This is a genomic window from Acinetobacter sp. YZS-X1-1 (assembly GCF_000804305.1).
GTDB lineage: Bacteria > Pseudomonadota > Gammaproteobacteria > Pseudomonadales > Moraxellaceae > Acinetobacter > Acinetobacter variabilis.
Window position 1 is genome coordinate 1 of sequence record NZ_JWHB01000005.1, and the last position, 20475, is coordinate 20475.

22 protein-coding genes and 4 tRNA genes are annotated in these 20475 nt (G+C 43.8%); 12 read left to right on the top strand and 14 right to left on the bottom strand.

Annotation, left to right across the window (positions count from 1 at the left end):
* Positions 1-165: 165 nt before the first annotated feature.
* The 3 genes from RJ01_RS04580 to RJ01_RS04590 form a co-directional block, all read right to left on the bottom strand.
* Positions 166-241: transfer RNA gene (locus tag RJ01_RS04580), tRNA-Phe, on the bottom strand.
* A 136-nt stretch (positions 242-377) separates the two neighbouring features.
* Positions 378-453, bottom strand: a tRNA-Phe gene (locus RJ01_RS04585).
* A gap of 201 nt (positions 454-654) precedes the next feature.
* On the bottom strand, positions 655-1032 hold the full coding sequence (locus tag RJ01_RS04590) for a GNAT family N-acetyltransferase (RefSeq protein ID WP_004781604.1): 378 nt from the start codon (positions 1030-1032) through the stop codon (positions 655-657).
* A gap of 96 nt (positions 1033-1128) precedes the next feature.
* Between RJ01_RS04590 and hisB the strand changes: the two genes are divergently transcribed.
* From hisB to RJ01_RS04615, 5 genes are all read left to right on the top strand, one after another.
* Entirely contained in the window at positions 1129-1722 is a 594-nt protein-coding gene (gene hisB / locus RJ01_RS04595) for an imidazoleglycerol-phosphate dehydratase HisB (protein WP_005232589.1), read from the top strand.
* The gene (gene hisH, locus RJ01_RS04600; RefSeq protein ID WP_004781601.1) at positions 1722-2339 is read left to right on the top strand and encodes an imidazole glycerol phosphate synthase subunit HisH; all 618 of its coding nucleotides are present in this window, start codon (positions 1722-1724) and stop codon (positions 2337-2339) included. Before hisB ends, hisH begins: the two co-directional genes overlap by 1 nt.
* Before the next feature lie 151 nt (positions 2340-2490).
* Complete coding sequence (locus RJ01_RS04605; protein WP_034170287.1) at positions 2491-3153, top strand: 3'-5' exonuclease; 663 nt, start codon at positions 2491-2493, stop codon at positions 3151-3153.
* Positions 3154-3376: 223 nt separating this feature from the next.
* On the top strand, positions 3377-4111 hold the full coding sequence (gene hisA, locus RJ01_RS04610; protein ID WP_005232592.1) for a 1-(5-phosphoribosyl)-5-[(5-phosphoribosylamino)methylideneamino]imidazole-4-carboxamide isomerase: 735 nt from the start codon (positions 3377-3379) through the stop codon (positions 4109-4111).
* A gap of 68 nt (positions 4112-4179) precedes the next feature.
* Positions 4180-5109: a DMT family transporter gene (locus tag RJ01_RS04615; RefSeq protein WP_034170206.1), complete on the top strand. Its 930-nt coding sequence runs from the start codon at positions 4180-4182 to the stop codon at positions 5107-5109.
* 65 nt (positions 5110-5174) lie between these two features.
* On the opposite strand, the gene RJ01_RS04620 is transcribed toward RJ01_RS04615, so the two are convergent.
* Genes RJ01_RS04620 through RJ01_RS04630 form a run of 3 tightly spaced genes read right to left on the bottom strand, consistent with a single transcriptional unit; the run spans position 5175 to position 7191 of the window.
* Positions 5175-5570 carry a hypothetical protein gene (locus RJ01_RS04620; RefSeq protein WP_004781593.1) on the bottom strand — a complete coding sequence of 132 codons (396 nt, stop codon included), beginning with the start codon at positions 5568-5570 and terminating at the stop codon, positions 5175-5177.
* A gap of 20 nt (positions 5571-5590) precedes the next feature.
* Positions 5591-6217, bottom strand: coding sequence for a DUF1294 domain-containing protein (locus tag RJ01_RS04625; RefSeq protein WP_034170207.1), 627 nt, complete (start codon positions 6215-6217; stop codon positions 5591-5593).
* A gap of 26 nt (positions 6218-6243) precedes the next feature.
* Positions 6244-7191, bottom strand: coding sequence for a homoserine kinase (locus RJ01_RS04630; RefSeq protein WP_034170208.1), 948 nt, complete (start codon positions 7189-7191; stop codon positions 6244-6246).
* A 113-nt stretch (positions 7192-7304) separates the two neighbouring features.
* Here RJ01_RS04630 and hisF point away from each other — a divergent pair, with 113 nt between their 5' ends.
* Positions 7305-8063: an imidazole glycerol phosphate synthase subunit HisF gene (hisF, locus tag RJ01_RS04635; protein WP_004781588.1), complete on the top strand. Its 759-nt coding sequence runs from the start codon at positions 7305-7307 to the stop codon at positions 8061-8063.
* A gap of 337 nt (positions 8064-8400) precedes the next feature.
* On the opposite strand, the gene RJ01_RS04640 is transcribed toward hisF, so the two are convergent.
* A complete protein-coding gene (locus RJ01_RS04640) occupies positions 8401-8994 on the bottom strand; it encodes a hypothetical protein (protein ID WP_005232599.1) in 594 nt (197 codons plus the stop codon).
* A 108-nt stretch (positions 8995-9102) separates the two neighbouring features.
* Between RJ01_RS04640 and RJ01_RS04645 the strand changes: the two genes are divergently transcribed.
* A complete protein-coding gene (locus RJ01_RS04645; RefSeq protein ID WP_034170209.1) occupies positions 9103-10173 on the top strand; it encodes an AraC family transcriptional regulator in 1071 nt (356 codons plus the stop codon).
* A 72-nt stretch (positions 10174-10245) separates the two neighbouring features.
* Here the strand turns inward: RJ01_RS04645 and RJ01_RS04650 are convergent, their stop codons facing one another.
* Both RJ01_RS04650 and RJ01_RS04655 read right to left on the bottom strand, forming a co-directional pair.
* Entirely contained in the window at positions 10246-10491 is a 246-nt protein-coding gene (locus RJ01_RS04650) for a hypothetical protein (RefSeq protein WP_034170210.1), read from the bottom strand.
* Between the two features lie 85 nt (positions 10492-10576).
* On the bottom strand, positions 10577-11674 hold the full coding sequence (locus tag RJ01_RS04655) for a DNA/RNA non-specific endonuclease (RefSeq protein WP_034170211.1): 1098 nt from the start codon (positions 11672-11674) through the stop codon (positions 10577-10579).
* Between the two features lie 266 nt (positions 11675-11940).
* Between RJ01_RS04655 and RJ01_RS04660 the strand changes: the two genes are divergently transcribed.
* Positions 11941-12498 (top strand): hypothetical protein, encoded by a 558-nt coding sequence (locus RJ01_RS04660; protein WP_034170212.1) that lies wholly within the window; start codon positions 11941-11943, stop codon positions 12496-12498.
* Positions 12499-12563: 65 nt separating this feature from the next.
* Here RJ01_RS04660 and RJ01_RS04665 read toward each other — a convergent pair whose 3' ends face one another.
* Positions 12564-14444 carry a potassium transporter Kup gene (locus RJ01_RS04665; RefSeq protein WP_034170213.1) on the bottom strand — a complete coding sequence of 627 codons (1881 nt, stop codon included), beginning with the start codon at positions 14442-14444 and terminating at the stop codon, positions 12564-12566.
* Positions 14445-14565: 121 nt separating this feature from the next.
* Between RJ01_RS04665 and RJ01_RS04670 the strand changes: the two genes are divergently transcribed.
* The 4 genes from RJ01_RS04670 to RJ01_RS04685 all read left to right on the top strand — a co-directional run bounded on the left by RJ01_RS04670 (position 14566) and on the right by RJ01_RS04685 (position 16009).
* Positions 14566-14656, top strand: a tRNA-Ser gene (locus RJ01_RS04670).
* A 206-nt stretch (positions 14657-14862) separates the two neighbouring features.
* The gene (locus RJ01_RS04675) at positions 14863-15063 is read left to right on the top strand and encodes a hypothetical protein (protein ID WP_004781578.1); all 201 of its coding nucleotides are present in this window, start codon (positions 14863-14865) and stop codon (positions 15061-15063) included.
* A gap of 438 nt (positions 15064-15501) precedes the next feature.
* Positions 15502-15729 (top strand): hypothetical protein, encoded by a 228-nt coding sequence (locus RJ01_RS04680; protein ID WP_004781576.1) that lies wholly within the window; start codon positions 15502-15504, stop codon positions 15727-15729.
* A gap of 204 nt (positions 15730-15933) precedes the next feature.
* Positions 15934-16009: transfer RNA gene (locus tag RJ01_RS04685), tRNA-Thr, on the top strand.
* 81 nt (positions 16010-16090) lie between these two features.
* Here the strand turns inward: RJ01_RS04685 and RJ01_RS04690 are convergent.
* The 4 genes from RJ01_RS04690 to ahpC form a co-directional block, all read right to left on the bottom strand.
* Positions 16091-16930, bottom strand: coding sequence for a cyclopropane-fatty-acyl-phospholipid synthase family protein (locus tag RJ01_RS04690; protein WP_034170214.1), 840 nt, complete (start codon positions 16928-16930; stop codon positions 16091-16093).
* A gap of 3 nt (positions 16931-16933) precedes the next feature.
* A complete protein-coding gene (locus RJ01_RS04695) occupies positions 16934-18241 on the bottom strand; it encodes an FAD-dependent oxidoreductase (protein WP_034170215.1) in 1308 nt (435 codons plus the stop codon).
* 414 nt (positions 18242-18655) lie between these two features.
* Positions 18656-19534, bottom strand: coding sequence for a pirin family protein (locus tag RJ01_RS04700; protein WP_034170216.1), 879 nt, complete (start codon positions 19532-19534; stop codon positions 18656-18658).
* A gap of 246 nt (positions 19535-19780) precedes the next feature.
* Positions 19781-20344 carry an alkyl hydroperoxide reductase subunit C gene (ahpC, locus tag RJ01_RS04705; protein WP_034170217.1) on the bottom strand — a complete coding sequence of 188 codons (564 nt, stop codon included), beginning with the start codon at positions 20342-20344 and terminating at the stop codon, positions 19781-19783.
* Between the last annotated feature and the right edge of the window lie 131 nt (positions 20345-20475).

The following is a 20475-nucleotide window of genomic DNA, read 5'->3' on the forward strand; positions in this document are numbered from 1 at the left end:
ATGAACAGTAAATGTCAACAGACCCTAGTTATCTATTAGATTACCTTGATTATTTAGAGAACTCATTCCTGTTCAGATGGATGGCAAAACAAGTTAACTCTTGGGCTGAATCAAAAATTACAGGCGAAAAAAAACCTCAAACAATGTTTGAGGTTTTTTCGAATATGGTGGCGAGACCCAGGATCGAACTGGGGACACACGGATTTTCAATCCGTTGCTCTACCAACTGAGCTATCACGCCGATGCGGTGTATTAAGCCGTATCTGGACACATTAGTCAATCGAAATTATGAAAAAAAAGATTGAGTGTCTGAATTTTGGCCTAAAAAAAATCCCTGATGGGATCAGGGATTGAAAACTTTAAAATCGTTTTGAATATGGTGGCGAGACCCAGGATCGAACTGGGGACACACGGATTTTCAATCCGTTGCTCTACCAACTGAGCTATCACGCCGATGTCGCGTATTAAACAGTTTCAGCTCTTAATCGTCAAGTACATAACGTATAAAAATCATCAAATGTTTACTTTTCCATCGATTTGCATATTTATACAGCAATATTTTCAATATTCTCAGCAAATACCTGACTAATAAAACAAATTGAATCCGGTATTTACAAAAAAGCAGCCTGAAGGCTGCTTGAAATTTATCTGTATTTAAATTTTTTCAAGATTTGCCAGACATCGGTGAATGGCCCCGCATCCCGGTACGAATGCTTTTACTCCTTTTTCCTCTTCCATGCGACATGCCTCACTCACCAGCCTTTCTGCAACCCCGCGTCCACGGTTGGCCGGATGCACCACAATATTTTCCAGGGTTCGGCTTTCGCCTTGTCCCGTGCACCAGATGGCGCCGATGATTTTGGTGTTAAATTCTGCGGTATAAAGTAAGGTATACTGTGCAAGGTTTTGCTCTAGATGTTCAATGGCATCTGCCCCATCACTAAATTCAGGGCTAGTGTCATACAGTCGCTCAAGCTGGCTGCGCACTTCGTCGTTTTCTAGAGAAGTATAAGCATGTACGGTAATAGGCATTGATAAACCCTCCTGAGCAATCTAATATGCGGTGACGTCGTCACGGCGAAAATATTTTCTACATCAATCATTTTGACGTATTTGAGGAACGTGTCTATGACAGATCGTATCAGTGAAGTGGTAAGAAATACCAACGAAACCAAAATTCGAGTTCGTTTGAACCTCGATGGTACTGGTCAAGGCACTTTAAATACTGGTATTCCATTTTTAGATCATATGATTGATCAAATCAAGCGACATGGTCTGTTTGATATTGATATTCATTGTGATGGAGATCTGGAAATTGATGACCATCATACCGTAGAAGACTGTGGTATTACCTTAGGTCAAGCGTTCGCTCAGGCTTTGGGTGATAAAAAAGGCTTACGTCGTTATGGACACTTCTATGCGCCGCTTGATGAATCTTTAAGCCGTGTTGTGGTGGATCTGTCTGGCCGTCCGGGTTTGTTTATGGACATTCCATTTACCCGCGCCATGATTGGCCGTTTTGATGTAGACCTGTTCTCTGAGTTTTTCCAGGGCTTTGTCAACCACTCGCTCATGACTGTACACATTGACAACCTGAAAGGTAAAAACAGTCACCACCAGATCGAAAGTGTATTTAAGGCATTTGCCCGTGCACTGCGTATGGCATGTGAAGTTGATCCACGTGCTGCGAATACTGTTGCTTCAACCAAAGGTACCTTGTAATGACCCGTATTGCCCTTCTTGACTATGGCATGGGAAACCTACACTCAGCAGCCAAAGCACTTGAACACGTCGGTGCAACGGTAGATGTGACCAATGATCCAAAACTGATTGCCCAAGCCGACAAAATCGTTTTTCCGGGTGTGGGTGCAATGCGTGACTGTATGCAAGGCATGCATGAAGCCGGAATTGATGAAGTCGTACGTAATGCCGTGTTCAACAAACCGGTATTGGCCATCTGTGTCGGCATGCAGGCCCTGATGCAACGTTCCGAAGAAAATGGCGGTGCGGATGCACTGGGCATTTTTGCAGGCGAAGTCAAACACTTCCCGGAAATGGCAGGTTTAAAAGTGCCGCATATGGGCTGGAACCAGGTACATCAGGCCGATCCAAGCCATCCAATGTGGAAAGATATTGCTCAGGATGCTCGTTTCTATTTCGTGCATAGCTACTATGTGGAACCACAAGATCCGAGCATTGTGGCAGCGACCTGTAACTACGGTATTGATTTCTGCACTGCCCTGCATAAAGACAACCTGTTTGCGACTCAGTTCCATCCGGAAAAGAGCCATACTGCAGGTCTGCAATTGCTGAAAAACTTTGTGGATTGGAATATCTAATCCAATACATTCAAAAAGCTCGCATCATGCGGGCTTTTTTATGGACTACAGTTTAAAATTTTATTTTTGAAAAATAATTCACATCCAAGCTTCCTTCTCTAAGGTATGCTCTATTCAACCTGAATATTCATCAATGGAAGATGCTTTAATCATGGATACCCAGCTTAACGATATTCTGCCGAGTAAAGAGGCAATAGCGACTTTTCCACCTTTTCAAAATATCGCGCCTGAAAATATTGTGGTGATTAACAGCATCCAGCAATGTGAAGCTCTACGCGAAGAACTTGAGCAGATCGCGGTTTTTGGTCTGGATACTGAGTCCAAACCGACCTTCAAAGTTGGTGAAGTTTCCACTGGTCCGCATCTGATTCAGCTGGCCACTCTGGAAAAGGCCTACCTGTTTCAGATGAATGCTGCCATTTGGGATTTTCTGAAACCGATTTTTGCCAATCGCGACCAGATCAAAGTCGGTTTTGGCCTGAAAAATGATGCGCATCTCTTCCGTAAAAGAGGCATTGAGCTAAACAGTGTGATTGAACTGTCAAAGTGCTTTGGTGCGTTCGGCATTAAAAATCCTCTTGGATTAAAAAATGCGATGGCTTTGCTATTTCAGGTGAATTTTCCTAAATCGAAACGGGTCACGACATCGAACTGGGCGAAAAAACATCTCAGTCAGGCACAGATTGAATATGCGGCTGCAGATGCCTATGCACCTTTACTGGTCTTTGAAGAATTGCTGCACCGTGGCTTGGGTCCCAAGGAAGTTCCCAATACTTCACTAAAATTGAAAATTCGCCCGCATTCAAAAATTTGAAGGAACAAAGGATAAGTTTTCTAGCGAAATATCATTTTGATATCAGGCTCCCTCAGGAGTATTGCAAAGAATAAAAAAAATTGAAGAATAAAATCCTGTTACTCCAGTATATCTTCAGACAGGTTTTCTTTTTTCATACCGTTTAAGAGTTAGAAATTTCGACTTTATTTGCTAAGATGAACTCACTGAAATTCATTCTAAAGATTGAGCAAGGAGCGAAAGCATGCTGATCATCCCTGCAATTGACCTGAAAGATGGCAAATGTGTCCGTTTAAAACAAGGTCGTATGGAAGACGATACCGTATTTTCTGACGATCCGGTGGCAACAGCACAGCATTGGGTAAATGAAGGCGCTCGCCGCTTGCATTTAGTAGATTTAAATGGTGCTTTCGCAGGTACACCGATTCATAAGCCAGTGGTAGAAGCCATTGCCAAATCACAGCCAGAATTGCCTATCCAGATTGGTGGCGGGATCCGCTCACTGGAAACCATTGAGCATTATCTGGAAGCAGGTGTATCTTTTGTGATTATTGGTACAAAAGCAGTGCAAAATCCTGAATTTGTAGAAGAAGCATGCAAAAAATTTGCAGGCCACATTATTGTGGGTATCGATGCCATGAACGGCATGGTAGCCACTGATGGCTGGGCGAATGTGACTGATGTAAAAGCGACTGATCTGGCAAAACGTTTTGCGGATGCTGGCGTGTCTAGTATCGTTTATACCGATATTGCCCGTGATGGCATGATGCAGGGTGTCAACATCGAGCAAACCGTACATCTGGCACAATATTCAGGTCTGCCTGTGATTGCTTCAGGTGGCGTAACCAATATGGATGACGTGCGTAATCTGAAAGATCAGCCTGGTATTTTAGGTGCGATTACCGGTCGTGCGATCTATGAAGGCACTTTAAATCTGCGTGAAGCACAATTATTGCTGGATGAACAAGAAGCGCTATAATAGCATCTGCTGAAAAAGAGGTCTGTGGACCTCTTTTTTTATTGTTCAATTTTTTGACCCTCTCTCCCATGTCGACATCTGTTTCCCAAACACCCTCTACCTGGAGGACGAAAGTTCCTCAACTTGCTCTGATCCTGATTACCATCATCTGGGGTGGCAGTTTTATTACCGTACAATATGGTCTGAATTTTAGTAGTCCGGTGATCTTTGTCGGGTTACGCTTTGCAGCGGCGGCAATTGCCGTAACTGTGCTGTCCCTGAAGCACTTGAAAGGCATGACACTTAAAGAAGTGGCAGCGGGCGCCATCATCGGGGCGGTGATTGCGATCGGTTATGGAACCCAAACGGTAGGTTTGCAAACGATTAGCAGCAGTGAATCGGCCTTTCTAACTGCACTATATGTTCCATTGGTGCCCCTGCTACTCTGGCTGCTGTTCCGTAAGAAACCGCATTTCATGACCTGGGTCGGTGCCCTATTTGCCTTTCTTGGTCTGGTCTTTTTAACCGGTAATGGCTTTGGTGCCCTCCAGCTGAATTTTGGTCAGGCGCTGACTTTGCTCGGCTCGATTGCCATTGCGCTTGAGATTATTTTTATCAGTCATTTTGCTCCGAAGGTGAATACCCGGCGTGTCACCGTGCTACAACTCATTTTTGCCTCGCTATTTTGTTTTCTGATGGCACCGATACTGGGTGAATCTCAGTTACCTGACTTTCACTGGCATCTGGCAGGTATTTTGGTCGGTCTCGGTATTGCCAGTGCCTGTATTCAGCTGGTGATGAACTGGGCACAGGAAATGGTAGATCCTTCCCAAGCTGCAATTATTTATGCCGGTGAACCGATCTGGGCAAGTTTATTTGGACGTATGGCGGGAGAACGTTTGCCTGCGCTGGCACTTCTAGGCGGATTGATGGTGGTACTTGGGGTGATTGCCAGCGAATGGAAGCCAAAGTTTTTTAGAAAAGAAAAAATAGAAGAGTTGAAGGAAGATCTTTCCTAAGCTTATGAACTCCCCCTCTTAGAAAAGGGGGAGTTTTTTATCTAGAGAAATAAATATAGCTAATCTTATTTGGTATACATCGGTCGATTGTCATTCAGACGCATAATGCCGCGAATCGCGCGATAGACAATCCAGATCCAGGAAACAAAGACCACAACCAGACAGAAAGTAGATGCACCAAAAGCGACGCCTGCAAACAGGTCCGGATCTTCATGGGTAAAGAACAGGAATAGGAACGGCACAAAGGCTACAATATTCCAGAATAGATACCACCAGAAACTGCGGATTTGCCAGGTAAAGTGGCTTTCAAAAATCGAGCCTCGTACATCCGAGCGCTTCACATAGTTAATAATCAGTGCAATCACTGCCAGCAAGCCACCACTAAAAATGGCCACGATATATAAGATATAAAGAATCAGGGTTAGCGTGCGATTTGAGTCTTTATCAATTGAATAGTTCATCTACGCTCCTGTGATTGTTTCTAGATATTCAGGCTGTTAAAGGGAGAAATCAGCCATATAATCAAAATGATGTTAAAAGCTATAGTACAAAAATAAATTTGCCGGAAGGGTTGTTTTTGTGTTTTATGACGTAATTTTTGCTGTGCCAGCCAGGCTGCCGGCCATCCTCCTAGAAAAGCTACCAAATGCAGGGTGTTTTCAGGAATACGGCGATTGCCCAGTTGTGCCGCTTCCTTATCCTGGGCATATAGCCAGTAACTGAGAACATTCATCAGGCTCACCAGTAACAGGATCATTCCACTCAACAATCCGGCTAAACTGAGTCCCGCCAGTACCAAAATATAGGCCACAGAAGCAACCTGCATCGGCTGTAGTTTTTCTGGCTGGCTTCGGCCTGATGTTTTAGTTTTTGTTTTTGCCGTTTTGGTTTGTGATGCTTTCAGGTACATAACCTGCTGGGCACGATAACGTCCCTGCTCATCTAGAATCACCAGATAATCTAGCGCACAACCAACAATTGGCCGTGGACCGGGACGGGCAAAATCTTTGATATGCAAAAACACGCGATCTTTGGCCGGATCATTGGGCTGAATAAAGCCATAGCCTTTGTCATCAAACCATTCTACCAAACGTCCCTGATCGCGCATTTTGCCTGTTCCTGTTTATTTTTAATTTAAGCTGTCACAAATTTTAAACGTTCAATCAGCATGTTACGCATCTCTTCCGGATTTTTTTGCAGAATATCTTCACCGGTGCGGCCTTCAGCCGCATTTTTCTGTGCCACCTGTAAACGCATCATCCAGAAACGGCCCGCAGCCATTGCCAGGTAAAGCTCCAGACATGATTTTTCATCCTCAGTCAATGGACGCACAGTTTCATAGGCTTTTAAAAAGGCATTGGCCTTTTCTTCATTTAAAGTAACTTCCGGATAATTGGTACAGAAGTCATTTAAAGTAATTGCAATATCAAACAGGAATTCATCTTTATTCAGCTCGTAAAAGTCCAGAATACCTTTCAGTTGGTCACCCTCAAACAGGGTATTGTCACGGAACAGATCCGAATGGATAAAGCCACGTGGACGATCCGGATATACTGCGGTTAAAGCTTCATACAGGCCCAGAAGTTTACCCAGTAAGACTTTATCTGCTGCGTTCAGACTCGGTTTAATTTCCTGTGCTACGTTATACCAGTAGGCATGGTCACGGACAAAGGCGCGCTCAAGTTTAAAATCTTTCAGTGCGACATGCATTTTGGCCTGAGCAATGGCAATCGCTTCCGCCTGCGCAACGGTAGATGGCATCGGATGCTCGCCCATCATGCGTGGTGCAATTTGTGCCGGCTTATTTTTTAGCGTATGAATGGCTTTGCCTGAATGGGATAAAGGCACCGGTACGGCCAGACCTGCCTGCCCCAGATGCTGCAAGACCGGCACCAGTTCTCCAGCGGCCTGTTCATCCATATCTTCAAAAACGGTCAGCACATATTGCTGGTTTTCGCAGACCAGAAAATAGTTTGTATTCTGGATACCTCCTTGAATGGGAATCAGATCAATCACCTCAAGTCCATAAGGTGCTGCGAAATCCTGAACTTCCTTTAAAGTCAAAGTGGTATAAACCGACATAGAAAACCTGCGAAAAAACTTACATATTTTTGCTAGAATACCGTTTCCATCTACCAAGGTGTAGCGCTTGCGTGGGTGAGTTTCATAATCGGCTGTAATAATTGGAAAAATTTATGCTAGCTAAACGTATTATTCCTTGTCTGGACGTCGACAACGGTCGCGTAGTCAAGGGTGTTCAGTTCCTTGATATTCGTGATGCGGGTGACCCGGTAGAAGTGGCACGCCGTTATAATGAACAAGGTGCCGATGAAATTACTTTCCTTGATATTACCGCTACACATCATGGACGCGACACCACTTACCGTACCGTTGAGCGTATGGCTGAATCTGTATTCGTACCGCTTACCGTAGGCGGTGGCGTGCGTAAAGTCGAAGATATTCGTCTACTATTAAATGCAGGTGCGGATAAAGTCAGCATCAACTCGGCAGCCGTCTTCAACCCTGAGTTTGTACAGGAAGCCTCACAGCGTTTTGGCGCGCAATGTATCGTGGTAGCGATTGATGCCAAAAAAACTGGTGAGAATAAATGGGAAATCTTTACCCACGGCGGACGCAAACCGACCGGCATTGATGCCCTGGAATGGGCAGAAAAAATGGCCAGCTACGGCGCAGGCGAACTGTTAATTACCTCTATGGATGCCGATGGCACCAAAGCAGGTTATGACATTCCACTCATGCGTGCTATCAATGACCGCGTCACTGTACCGACGATTGCTTCTGGTGGCGTAGGCAACTTGCAGCATCTGGCTGACGGGATTATCCATGGTGGTGCCGATGCAGTACTTGCCGCCTCTATTTTCCACTTTGGCCAGCATACCATTCCTGAAGCCAAGGCTTATCTAGCTGCTCAAGGTATTGAAATGCGTCTCTAAACAATCACCTTCAAATGAAAAAGAGCGTGAATATCACGCTCTTTTTTTATGGATTATTCTTAGAAATCATTTAAATTCTGGACAAAAAAAGGAGTCTTGCGACTCCCTATAAAAACCAAGAAGAACTACAGCACTTGGTATCTTTGACATTTACAATATAACTCAATCTGTATGCAGGTTGATAAGACTTTCAATCATCAACAGACGCAAATATAGGTGAAATACTGAGCACAATATTGACAATATATGCAGAATTTATTGACAAATCACGACAGGGCTAACCAAAGTGAGAAATGGTTAACATTTTATGTGGCAGATTACTCGAATTTTAAGTTATTTAATCACGATCTTTAGCCCATTTAGCCGGGAAATAACGCTGGGTTAAGTGGGTTAAGCGCGTAGAGATCTGTTCGGGCAAGGCAATACCAAGGGGATTTTTTTCCTGTAAATCTGCTGAAGAAATCACCCGGGTTCCCATCAAATAATCAAACCAGGGCTTGGTTACACACCAGTTGGCATCTTGGTTACTGTTCATATGGTGATCATAATGCCAGGGAATTTTTTTTCTGGCCCATTCTGGTTGCAGATGTGCCCGCCGATGCATATAAAAATAATTGCCTGCACTATATAGCGTGGCCAAAAACATGCCTTTGGACAAGGGATAAAAAGCCAGCCCGAATACGCTCGCTGCGACGGCCAGTGAACCGATTTCATTACGGATTCGCCAGTTTTTCAAACCTTCAACATAGGCATAATCAGAAAATCTGGTCTTGCGAACTTCACGATGATGTTCCCAATGTGAGCGCATGCTGTCCGGCACTGGGCTATAACGCGTCTGCCCTGCTCGATGCGTACCATGCAGCACATATTTATGCGCAAACCATTCAAAGCCATTGGCTACGACCAGTCCTGCTAGAAAGCCTTTCCACATGATCTTTTCCTCCCTGTTTGTTTACACTATAGGTCAAACAAAGGGCTAGATATTGACCGATAATTTCAATATCATTGACAAAAAACGACAGAACAAAAGAATTAAAAAATGCACGTTCCCCAAGATTATGTCGGTTCGGTATATGGTGGTTTAGGACATTTGCTTTTGGACTATTACCAGCTCAAACAACTGGACATTCCCAAGAAATTGTTTGCGATCCAGAACCTGGAGCGTTTTGATTATATTCTCTGGCGTGATCTGCTCAGCCAGCTGGACCAGGAGTTGCAGCGGCCGGCACTCGGCCTGGAAATCGCGCAACTGGTGCAGGCCAAACATCTGGGTATTATTGGCTATCTGGCATTATCCAGTGAAACGCTGGGCGAAGCCTTTATGCGTTATCATGACTATCATCGCCTGATCTATGATGGCAGTCCTTTACAGGTCAGTCTGGATCGAGATTACCTGTCCATTTCCTGGAGCGAGATTCCGTTTAAAGTGAGTACGCAACTCACAGATGAGATTGCTATCGCGCTCATGACAGAATTTATTCGCTCAAGCATTCTTGACCAGCATCAACTGCATCTGCATGAAGTCCATTTTCAACATCCGGTCAATAAAAATATTGCGGTCTATGAACAGTATTTCCGCTGCAAAGTCCGTTTTGGTCAGGCCAGAAACCAGGTACTGATTCCTGTGAGTGAAATGTCTACGCCTTTAAAGAAAGGTGATCAGACCTTACAGAAATTACTGATGCAACAGGCAGAAGCGGTGCTGGAAAAACTCCCGAACTCCACCCAGATTGATCAACGCTTGCAACAGGCGATTCTGGTCGGTCTGCAGAAAAATATGTTCCAGATTGAGCATATTGCCAAACAGATGAATTTTTCTGTACGCCAGCTACAACGCTACCTGCAAAAACAGGGTCAGACCTATCAGCAGCGTATGCAGGAAATCCGCTGCATGATGGCCATGCAATATCTGAAAGATCCTCATCTGAGTTTGCAGGAAATCAGCATGCTGCTCGGCTATTCTGAACAGAGTGCATTTCAGCGTGCCTTCAAGCAGTGGACGGCTCAGACCCCACAACAATGGCGCTCAGAATATCTGGAAACCCAGGTGCAAGAAAAATTTCTGGACTATCCTGCTACCGCAGAGATTAATGTCCCATATCAGATTTAAAAATTTGAATAAAATAAAAAAGCTCCTCATCAAAGGAGCTTTTTCTATCAGGAATAGTGATTTAAGAAATTTCTATAAAAATGGATTTTCAATTTCATCTGCATCATTGCGTTCAATTTTTTCTGGCAGATCCGGTGTTTCTTCGAGTTGCTGCACAATATCATTTAACAGTGCCTGCAAAACTTTGGCCGCCTTGAGACCAGCCTGGTCTTTAGTAATTTGCAGATTGCCATACAGACTGACACGGTCCAGATCATTCTCAACTGTCAGATCATGAATCGCATACGATTCGGTTCCATTTTCAAATGCTTTAAACATTAATTTCTACTCTGTTTTATTATTTTTACTCACCTGTCTTCAGCATGCTACCTGAAGCCTGCTTTTTACAGCAAGCTCCTTTTCATTATTTCAGCAGCTGCAAGATGTATTGCAGTAAAGCCTCAATCAGCTGTTTAACAATCGTATCCTGGGTATCATGATCGATCCCGTTCTTATTAACTGATGAGCTGGTATTGCTTGTACTGGCCGAACTTGAGGCCGACGGTTTGAACTCACGCTGTAGTTTTTCCAGATCTTCTTTAGGTACGTCTTCAGCACACTGGCTTTCTGCATCCCAGTTGGAATAGGCAATTTTCTGGTTGGCCTTCACAGCATTTGCAGTTAACGGCAGATGATAGGTATTGCGTTTCTGTTCTTCAGTTAACTGAGGAAACAGGTTAATGCCAAGCTGCTCTTCCAGATAGCAGACACTGACAATGCGAACCTTGAGCGAATTATCATTAGGTGCATAGTAGGCACCAATGGCACCAGTTTTCGGCATGTAGATCGCTTTGTACACGGCAGTCGGTACAATCACACCCTTACCAATAGTTTTCAGTTTTTTGGCAGCAAAGACTGGTCCAGTCACTACATATACGTCCTGCTTCTGCTTGGTCACAATTGCACGGGTCGCTTCTTCCAGCTCACGCCAAACCTGCTGATTGTTCTTTGGTGCCTGCGGGACCATATTGGCCAGAGAGAAACTATCAGACTGTGCAGCTTTATTTGGCATATCCGCATTTGGTGCCATATGACCACGGTCATAGCCGGAACCCCGGTAGTCAGCCAAAGTCGCACGATGAGCAGCATTTAGTCGTGTTTCTTCATGGAAGTTGTCTTCACGTGGAATTTTCTGGCTTAGACGCTTCGGTGTTAAAGCCTCCGCCACCCACAGTGGCGTTTTGGATACCCCAGAATAACCCACATTAAAGCCATTAAAACACAGTGAATAACTGTCTTTTTTCAGGCTGTCTTTCATTAAGTAAGGCGGGATGTCCCGGTAAAACTGTTCCAGACAGCTCGAATTCGATGTAGAAGGCAGAGAAATCCACTGACTGATTTTTTCCTGGCCAAACGCAATCGCAAAACTCCCGGAAGCGACCATTGCCAGGATCACTTTCACGCTATTTTCATTAAAAAACTGAAAAACTGAATTCTTCGACTTACGCTGCTTCTTTGCCATGCTACACGTGCTTTTAAGATCAAAATCGGGGATTTTGCGAGCTTAACAAGCCATGTATATGAAGTATATCTTACCCTCTTTATTTGCCTAATAATTACACAATCCACCCCTATATTCTTAAATCTTGTAACAAAGTGTCGTTTTTTTAGTGAGCTTTCAGCGCGGTTTTTTAACCTTTAAGTAGCTTTGATTGTGACCTCTTCTTGAGTGTGCAAAGCTATTTGACTACTCAAATTACGTACAATTATTAGCAATGGAGTTAATTTATGAATTCCAAACTATCTAAGTTATTAGGTCTCGGAATATTTACAAGTGTGATCAGTGCCGGCGCATTCGCTGAGCCTCCTGTACAAGCGGGTGAAACACTTGAAAGCTTGTCTAAAGCTAAAATTAGTACCACTGTAAATGGTCAGCAAGCCTCACTGGAAAGCCTGGTGAATTCTGGACAGATCCGTCTGGTAAACCAGCCAATGTCTGCACCCGCTCAGCCAGGCCAGCAGCCACAACAATCAATGCCAAATCAGCCAATGCCAACACCAGGCATGCCTGATGCACCTGTTGCACAACCAGAAATGCCGGATACCAATCCAGCTCCAGCCAATCTTGAGTCTGAACCAGCAGCGCCTGCTACAGAACAGGAAATGACCATGGGTGAAGCTGTAGAGCAACCAGCTCTTGAAGAACAGCAAGCTGCTGCACCTGAAGCAGCTGCGATGACTGAGCAAACTGAAATTGCGGTAGACGCTGAAGCCGATCCTGCAGTAGATGCACCTTTAAACGCAGCCCCTGAAATGCCGGCTGAGACAGAAGCAACAGAACAATAATTTGTTATAAAGCTTTCTAAATTCTCTCCCCTAAAAAACCAGAGCCTAGCTCTGGTTTTTTATTTTTACATCTCGATCTGACTACCCAGTTCAACCACCCGGTTGGTCGGAATCTGGTAGAAGTCGCTGACCGGACTGGTATTACGCTGCATGGAAACAAACAGTTTTTCCCGCCAGGGTGCCATTCCCTCTCCCACCGTATGCATAATCCGTTCCCGGGAGATAAAGAAACTAATCTGCATCAGGTCATATTCAAAGCCCCATTCTGCATACGCATGCTGCAATGCTTCCGGAATATTGGGCTGATCCTTAAACCCGTAATACATTGTCACTCGATAAAAATGCTCACTGAGTTTTTCCAGTTTAATCCGTTCTTCATCGCCTACAAAAGGAATATCCCGGGTAATAACCGTCACTAGAATATTGCGCTCATGTAGCACCTTGTTGTGCTTGATATTGTGCAACATGGCATGCGGCACAATGGTCGGGGTTCCGGTCAGGAAAATCGCTTCACCCGGCACAAACTTGGTGCCTCCTCCAATTGAAATACTCTTAATAAACAGGTCAATTGGTAGCGCATCTTTTTCCAGACGGTTCAGGACCAGTGCACGACCATCTTTCCAGGTCATCAGAATCGTAAATAATGCCGCCCCGAGCAGGATCGGCACCCAGCCACCTGAGGCAATTTTTAAAGACGTTGAGGCTACAAAAACCAGATCCAGCATCAGGAATGGTGTGGCAAATAACACTACTTTCCAGATTGGCCAGCGCCAGAAACCATAAGCCAGAATGCTGATTAAAATGGTGCCACAGAGCATGGTCATAGTGACTGCGACCCCATAAGCACTTGCTAAGCGGGCGCTATTTTCAAAGAGTAAAATCAGAATCACCACGGAAATAAACAGCATCCAGTTAATGAAGGGTAGATAAATCTGACCCCGCTCTTCGGCTGAGGTATGTTTTACGCTCAGGCGTGGCAAATAACGCAGTTGAATGGCCTGATTCACCATGGAGAAGACCCCGGTAATCACCGCCTGTGAGGCAATCACAGCAGCTGCCGTTGCCAAACCAATCATTGGATATAGGCTCCATTCCGGAAGCAGCATATAGAAAGGATTTTCCAGTGCTTCAGGACGGCGCAGCAACAACGCGCCCTGCCCAGCATAATTTAGTAACAGACAGGGCAACACAATAATAAACCAGGCCAGACGAATCGGCAGGCGACCAAAATGCCCCATATCGGCATAAATGGCTTCACCACCAGTCATGGTCAGAATCACGGCGCCCATGGTCAAGAAGGCTACAAAAGGCTGATCGACCACAAAATGATAGGCCCAGTATGGATTCACCATGGCCAGTACTGTCGGGGTCTGGATAATACTCCACAAACCGAAACCACCAATTGACAGGAACCACAGTAAAGTCAACGGACCAAAAAATTTGCCCATGGTTCCAGTGCCATGACGTTGTACCAGAAAGAGTCCCGCAATAATCCCGATCGATAAAGGCTCTAACCATTGATTAAACACAGGTGTGGCTATACTCAGCCCTTCAACCGCAGATAACACAGAAATTGCCGGGGTAATGATCCCGTCACCAAAAAACAGCGATGCCCCAATAAAGCCGAGCGCAATCAGGTAAATTTTCTTGTCATCAGAAATGCGTGTGGTTCGCAAATTGAGAGCTAGTAAGGACATGATTCCGCCCTCACCGTTGTTATCGGCACGCATGATAATGGTGACGTATTTAAAGCTCACCGTCAGCATGATGCACCAGAAGATCAAGGACAAAATGCCCAACACCGAAGCTTCACTAATGGCAAGGTGCGACGTCAGAAAACATTGGCGTAGTGCATACAATGGACTGGTTCCAATATCTCCAAAAACAACCCCAAGCGCAGCCAGCGTAATTACCGGGAGAGCTGCTTTCTGTGCAGTGCTTTGCATATATCGTCTTCGTTTTTAACAAGCATTTTCGCGAATCATAACACTGCGCTCAAAGTTTTTCCGCAAATCAATTGTTTCAAGCTTGGCAGACTGGCTTTTTTTCTATATCATCCACGGCCATGGTGAGGTGTCCGAGTGGCTGAAGGAGCACGCCTGGAAAGTGTGTATACGTTTATAGCGTATCGAGGGTTCGAATCCCTCTCTCACCGCCAAGATTCATAATCATGTAGCCACATGATGTCTCAAAAGGTTTAAATCTAAAGGGTTTAAGCCTTTTTTTGTTGCCGAAATTATTAGGGAATGGATTAAAAATAAAAGAATAACTATACAAGTTACATAAATGATGCCGGATGGCTGTTGAATGACACTGAGGAATATTCGAGCATGATCCTATCTTGGTAAAAAATGATGGATCGCTATGAAAGATGATGAAAAACCCCTAAATTTTGATGATGATAATGAGCCTCTGGATTTCGAAGATGAGGAGTTCACTGACGATAAAAAAGAGGATGAAATGTACAATCCGATCACCAAAGATGGATCAAGTGTAGATCCTGCGGATGATGGCACACGTCATCTTCGTCCTGAAGATGGTGATCCGCTAGAAGTCGAGCCTTAAGCCCTAGCCCAATTTTATATTGGGCTTTTTTTATAGTCTAAAACCTTAAAAGTGAGCATCTTGGACAGATGAATTGAAAAAGGATAATTCATTTTACTGGTTATTTTTGAGATGAGTATTGCTTGCCTTTTCTTTTGATAGATTTAAAGATGTAAGGATATAGGTTGAGATATATTGAAATAAATTCTCTGGATAAAACCATGATATATCCATTTTTATTAATTTCTTAACTTTATGTTCTTCTTTTAGTTTATTTATATGATGGAGACAAAAACTGGCATAAAAATAGCTTAATTTAATTGTCATCATCGCTATGTTATGGTGGAATCAAAACAGGATAAAAGGAGAATAAAAACCTAAAGATAGAAAACGTTATTGCTTGAGTCTTCCTTATTTGGGTTAGAAAAAAGTGGAAACACTGCTATTCGGAGAGTGGACATGAATAACAGCGCAAACTACATGAAACAGATAAAAAATGCCAAACGCGGTGGTTATACCCCGACCATTGCCAAAGACGTCAACAAACATAAGATTCAAAAAGCCCTAAAATTAATTGAACAGTGGAGAAGTCTCGCTCAAGAACTCAAACCTCAAATGCAGTTTGATATGGCCTTTACTTTAGAGGAATGCGCACAAGACCTGGATCGGATACTCAAAAGCAGATAATTCCCTTTTAACTCACTCATAATAGATTTTAAATATCAGCCCTTTACCCTTGCCCATATCCCTGATGTGGGCAATCTTATGATTTAAATGTTATGCCTGAGTGCAGATGATTCAATGATCAGCAATAAAAAATTGGTTATAAGATTGAACGGTTATTTTTTGGCTTGCGCCCTTAAGAAAAATCTGTAAAATGCACTCCACAACGCCGGCATAGCTCAGTTGGTAGAGCAACTGACTTGTAATCAGTAGGTCCACAGTTCGAATCCGTGTGCCGGCACCATTTTCTTAGCCTCGCTTTTTAGTGAGGCTTTGATGTTTCTAGGCTTGGCATTTTTATATAGCTGTTTTTTGCCTTGAATACTCAGATCGCCTGTGCCGTCACCTGCACATATCGCACGATCCCATCCTGATATAACTTCTGGCAAAGCTTTGCCGTCATCCGGATTTTAAACTGATCCAGTCTTTTGCCTTTTTGTTTCAATTTCTTTGAATTTAAATTCTGATTTACATAATCAGCAAAACCTGAAAATACCGCTTCGGACAGATCTTCAATCTGAATATTCTTAAATTCAAAATTTTCCAGACAATGATAAAGCTCATTTTCCGACATCAGGTTTTTTAAATCGACATCGGCGGATTTCAGCAGAAACTGATATTTATGCTTTTGCAGCGCATTCAAGCTGTTCCATTTTTCCGACAAGATCAGATGATGAAAACCAATCCGTGCATTGGTGTTCAAAACACTGCGTACCTGTTCGAGAAGTTCGGGAACGGGGCTATGATAGGCAGCATCCAGACACAACACCACATCAAAGCGCTGGGAAAAATGTATGTCTTTTAAACGCAGGAAAGAAGCCGGATAGATGGCATTGAGATCAGGTAAATGCTGCTGGATATTTGCCACACAAGCTGGCTGAAGTTCCACACCGGCCAGATATTGCACTTGATAGCGTTGCTGCCAGTGCAACAGGCTGGCACCCTGGCCACAGCCCAGATCCAGCAATTTATCTTTTGAATTTAAACCGACCGTTTCTGCCAAACGGTCGGCCAAAGTTCGACAGGCAGCTACATAATCCTGCTGCCCTGCCCGCCAATAACCCAGATTGCTCCAGGGCAACTGCGACTGGTCTCCCAGCAAAGATGCATCAATTGCATATTTGTGTTGAGGAAGACGCTGACGAAGTGCCTGAAACCATTGCATCAATCAATAACCGAGTTGGGGTGCTACCTCGATCTTAGGTTTAAGTCCTTCAAATGGCAACGGTGCCCCCATAATTGCAGCAATTTTCATGGCAGATGTCACTGCAGATTCCAGAATTGGCAAACCATCCGAAGACCATGAACCACAGTAGAACACTTTACGGTTCATTTCCAGATGGCGATGCTGTAATTCCTTATTGAGAGCGATGGTATTGGCATCTACTACCGCACGGGTCAAGGTCACTGAGGAAATCACTTTTTTCGGATCGATCTCAGTCACAGGACGCCAGGTCTGAAATACCGGTGATTTACCCACCAGACTCGGTTCAACCGCATTCAGCCAAACTGTAAATTGCTGACGGGTAAATTTACGATCCATCATATAGCTGAGTACAGCCCAGTCCTTACGCTTTGGAGGCATCACGCTGCTATCACGGTGAATAACCAATTCACCCTGTTCAAATTTGAATTTCTTTAACAGCTCGATATCACGGCCAAACTGCTCATGATCCAGGAATTCGTCAATATGATTGGTCGGTGTCGCCACCACCACGCGATCGAAGGTTTTCGACAGACCGGCTGCATTTTCTACCAGTACTTTTTCACCCTGCTCTTTTACCGAAACGATCGGTGCACCACTTTCAATGTGAATACCTTCAATCAGCTTGTCTACCAAAGCCGGAGTACCGCCCTGCATACGCAGCAAGGCATCACCATCCGTTAGCTGACGCAGAAAAATCAATAGCGGTTTGGCTGGCCATTCACCAATGGTTTTTGGGTTACAGGTACAAATGGTATACAGCACCGGCATCACCGCACCATGCCAGAACACTTCTTCAATCTCATTACGATTGATAAATTCTGCCAGGCTGATGTCCTGATTTTTAGATTTAAAGAATTTTGCCAAAGCTGTTTTAAGCTGCAGCAAACCTTTGACCAGACGCCAGCCATATTGCTGGATGCCTTTGCGGTTATTGATAATCGGAATATTACCAATCTTGCTACGTGACGTGGTTAGCCAGGTTTCTACCCGGTCTTCAAACAGCCAGCTACAGGCCATATAGGTACGTACCGGGTAAGTTTTAATGCCCAGATGAGTCGCCAGACTTAAGGTATTTTTCCACAGATAAGGATTCATCACACGTAAAGGTGCGTCAATGAGGCCTCCTTCAAATTCGAGACTATGACTGTCCATGCCGCGACCTTGAAGTGCTTCAAAAATAGTAATGCGATGTCCTGCGTCCTGAAGAATTCTGGCAGTAGCCAGTCCAGCCATGCCACTACCAATTACTGCGATATCCAATCTGATCATCCGTCATTGAAAAACTAAAAGAAATTATGAACCATGCTTTTGGCAAATAGGTTATTAAAATCTTCCAGAATACTTTTTTTTCGTAATTCTAGGTTAACGCAACTTTACAAATAAATTACATTTTTTGAATAGCAAAAAAACGTCTTTATATATAGTGACTTAAACCCTCATAATATTTAAATATTTCAAAATAAATCTTTAAAAAACAAATGACTTAATTAACCGATTTTTTAATCATCGGTTTACAAAGACTGGAAAATACCCTATAATATGCAGCACAAGAAAGAGATAAATTCATAGAGATAAACAAAATGAATTTATCCCAGAAACTCGTAAAAACGACAAGAAATTCCAGCGCATTAGAAAAAAAGCCTCTGCTTGTGCAGAGGCTTCTTTGTTTTAAGGCTGTCTGTATTATTCGGCCTGTACCGCGATTTCACCAAATTTACCCTGATTAAAATCTTGAAATGCCTGAATAATTTCTTCCTTGGTATTCATCACAAATGGGCCATAGCCTTGGATTGGTTCATTCAACGGCTCACCGGTCAAGAGTAAAAATTTAGTATCCTGATAAGCCTGTAGCTGAATTTCAGGATTATCATCACGCGCAAACATGACAATAGAGTTATCCAGTACTTTTTGACTGCCATTTACCACCAGCTCACCCGCCAGTACAACCAGCAAAGCATTATGTCCGAGAGGTACATCTAAGGTTGTTTCATACTCTGCTTTTAGCTCGCCGTCCCAGACATTTACCGGACTAAAGGTATGCGCAGAGCCATAATGACCTCCGAATTCTCCGGCAATCACCCGAATATGTCCTGCACCTTCATCCATTTCAATCCGTGGAATCTCGGCTGCAGTAATGGCCTGATAACGTGGCGCGGTCATTTTGTCTTTGGCTGGCAAGTTGACCCAGAGTTGAACCATTTCAAACAGACCGCCATTTTGAGCAAAATCTGGGGAATGAAATTCTTCATGCACCACCCCGGCACCCGCTGTCATCCACTGCACATCACCAGTCTGAATCGTACCGCCACCGCCACTGGAGTCCTGGTGGGTCACTGCCCCCTGATAGGCCAAGGTTACAGTTTCAAAGCCACGATGCGGATGTGAACCTACGCCATGCTGCTCAGTAGTTGATGCAAAGTGATACGGCGCTGCATAATCTAGCAACAAAAATGGACTAATAGCCTGCCCCAGACGATCATAAGAAAATAGGTTTTTCACCGGGAAGCCGTCACCGACCCAGTGCATGTTTTGATTACGGTAAATACCAATGACTTTTTTCATCTTTTACTCCTATACGCAATAGGATGAACATGTAGCCATTTTAAGCTTGATCAGCAGTCATCAATACCGTACTTCTAGAATGCAGTATTTCAATTATAAGACGATTCGACTCTTAGATTTCTGTGTAGCTACTTATAACTTTAGCTTTGCTCATAAGACGTTAATTTAAGTAGTCATGAGCAGTAGACAATAAAAAACCCAGCGCTGAGAGCTGGGTTTTTTCAACTTCGATAACGTGTTATCGAATTAGATTTTACCGACCAGGTCGATTGAAGGAGCAAGAGTCGCTTCACCTTCTTTCCATTTTGCAGGACATACTTCACCTGGGTGAGCGTGTACATATTGAGCCGCTTTTACTTTACGAAGCAGTTCTTGCGCGTCACGACCGATACCACCCGCGTTGATTTCAACGATCTGGATTTTACCGTCTGGATCGATCACGAAAGTACCACGATCCGCCAGACCATCAGCTTCAATCAGCACTTCAAAGTTTTTCGCCAAAGTCCAGGTTGGATCGCCGATCATTGGGTACTGGATTTTACCAATCACGTCAGACGTATCATGCCAAGCTTTGTGTGTGAAGTGTGTGTCTGTAGATACTGAATAGATTTCTACGCCCAGTTTCTGGAATTCAGCATACTGATCAGCAAGATCGCCTAATTCTGTTGGACAAACAAATGTGAAGTCAGCAGGATAGAAGAATACTACAGACCATTTACCTTTCATGTTCTGTTCAGACACTTCAATAAATTGACCATTGTGGTAAGCAGTTGCATTGAATGGCTTAACTTCAGTATTGATTAAACTCATAAGTCTATTCCTATCTATTCGTGAAAGTGTGTGTTCATTTGATGTAGTTAAGAATACGCAAAAACCACCAATAGGTAAAACCGTAACTTTTCATAAAAACTATCGGTTTTTTAGATTTATAATTCCTTGTA

Coding starts and splice junctions, on each gene's coding strand:
- RJ01_RS04590 (WP_004781604.1), bottom strand. CDS start 1,032: ATGCCTATTACCGTACATGCTTATACTTCTCTAGAAAACGACGAAGTG.
- hisB (WP_005232589.1), top strand. CDS start 1,129: ATGACAGATCGTATCAGTGAAGTGGTAAGAAATACCAACGAAACCAAA.
- hisH (WP_004781601.1), top strand. CDS start 1,722: ATGACCCGTATTGCCCTTCTTGACTATGGCATGGGAAACCTACACTCA.
- RJ01_RS04605 (WP_034170287.1), top strand. CDS start 2,491: ATGGATACCCAGCTTAACGATATTCTGCCGAGTAAAGAGGCAATAGCG.
- hisA (WP_005232592.1), top strand. CDS start 3,377: ATGCTGATCATCCCTGCAATTGACCTGAAAGATGGCAAATGTGTCCGT.
- RJ01_RS04615 (WP_034170206.1), top strand. CDS start 4,180: ATGTCGACATCTGTTTCCCAAACACCCTCTACCTGGAGGACGAAAGTT.
- RJ01_RS04620 (WP_004781593.1), bottom strand. CDS start 5,570: ATGAACTATTCAATTGATAAAGACTCAAATCGCACGCTAACCCTGATT.
- RJ01_RS04625 (WP_034170207.1), bottom strand. CDS start 6,217: ATGCGCGATCAGGGACGTTTGGTAGAATGGTTTGATGACAAAGGCTAT.
- RJ01_RS04630 (WP_034170208.1), bottom strand. CDS start 7,191: ATGTCGGTTTATACCACTTTGACTTTAAAGGAAGTTCAGGATTTCGCA.
- hisF (WP_004781588.1), top strand. CDS start 7,305: ATGCTAGCTAAACGTATTATTCCTTGTCTGGACGTCGACAACGGTCGC.
- RJ01_RS04640 (WP_005232599.1), bottom strand. CDS start 8,994: ATGTGGAAAGGCTTTCTAGCAGGACTGGTCGTAGCCAATGGCTTTGAA.
- RJ01_RS04645 (WP_034170209.1), top strand. CDS start 9,103: ATGCACGTTCCCCAAGATTATGTCGGTTCGGTATATGGTGGTTTAGGA.
- RJ01_RS04650 (WP_034170210.1), bottom strand. CDS start 10,491: ATGTTTAAAGCATTTGAAAATGGAACCGAATCGTATGCGATTCATGAT.
- RJ01_RS04655 (WP_034170211.1), bottom strand. CDS start 11,674: ATGGCAAAGAAGCAGCGTAAGTCGAAGAATTCAGTTTTTCAGTTTTTT.
- RJ01_RS04660 (WP_034170212.1), top strand. CDS start 11,941: ATGAATTCCAAACTATCTAAGTTATTAGGTCTCGGAATATTTACAAGT.
- RJ01_RS04665 (WP_034170213.1), bottom strand. CDS start 14,444: ATGCAAAGCACTGCACAGAAAGCAGCTCTCCCGGTAATTACGCTGGCT.
- RJ01_RS04675 (WP_004781578.1), top strand. CDS start 14,863: ATGAAAGATGATGAAAAACCCCTAAATTTTGATGATGATAATGAGCCT.
- RJ01_RS04680 (WP_004781576.1), top strand. CDS start 15,502: ATGAATAACAGCGCAAACTACATGAAACAGATAAAAAATGCCAAACGC.
- RJ01_RS04690 (WP_034170214.1), bottom strand. CDS start 16,930: ATGCAATGGTTTCAGGCACTTCGTCAGCGTCTTCCTCAACACAAATAT.
- RJ01_RS04695 (WP_034170215.1), bottom strand. CDS start 18,241: ATGATCAGATTGGATATCGCAGTAATTGGTAGTGGCATGGCTGGACTG.
- RJ01_RS04700 (WP_034170216.1), bottom strand. CDS start 19,534: ATGAAAAAAGTCATTGGTATTTACCGTAATCAAAACATGCACTGGGTC.
- ahpC (WP_034170217.1), bottom strand. CDS start 20,344: ATGAGTTTAATCAATACTGAAGTTAAGCCATTCAATGCAACTGCTTAC.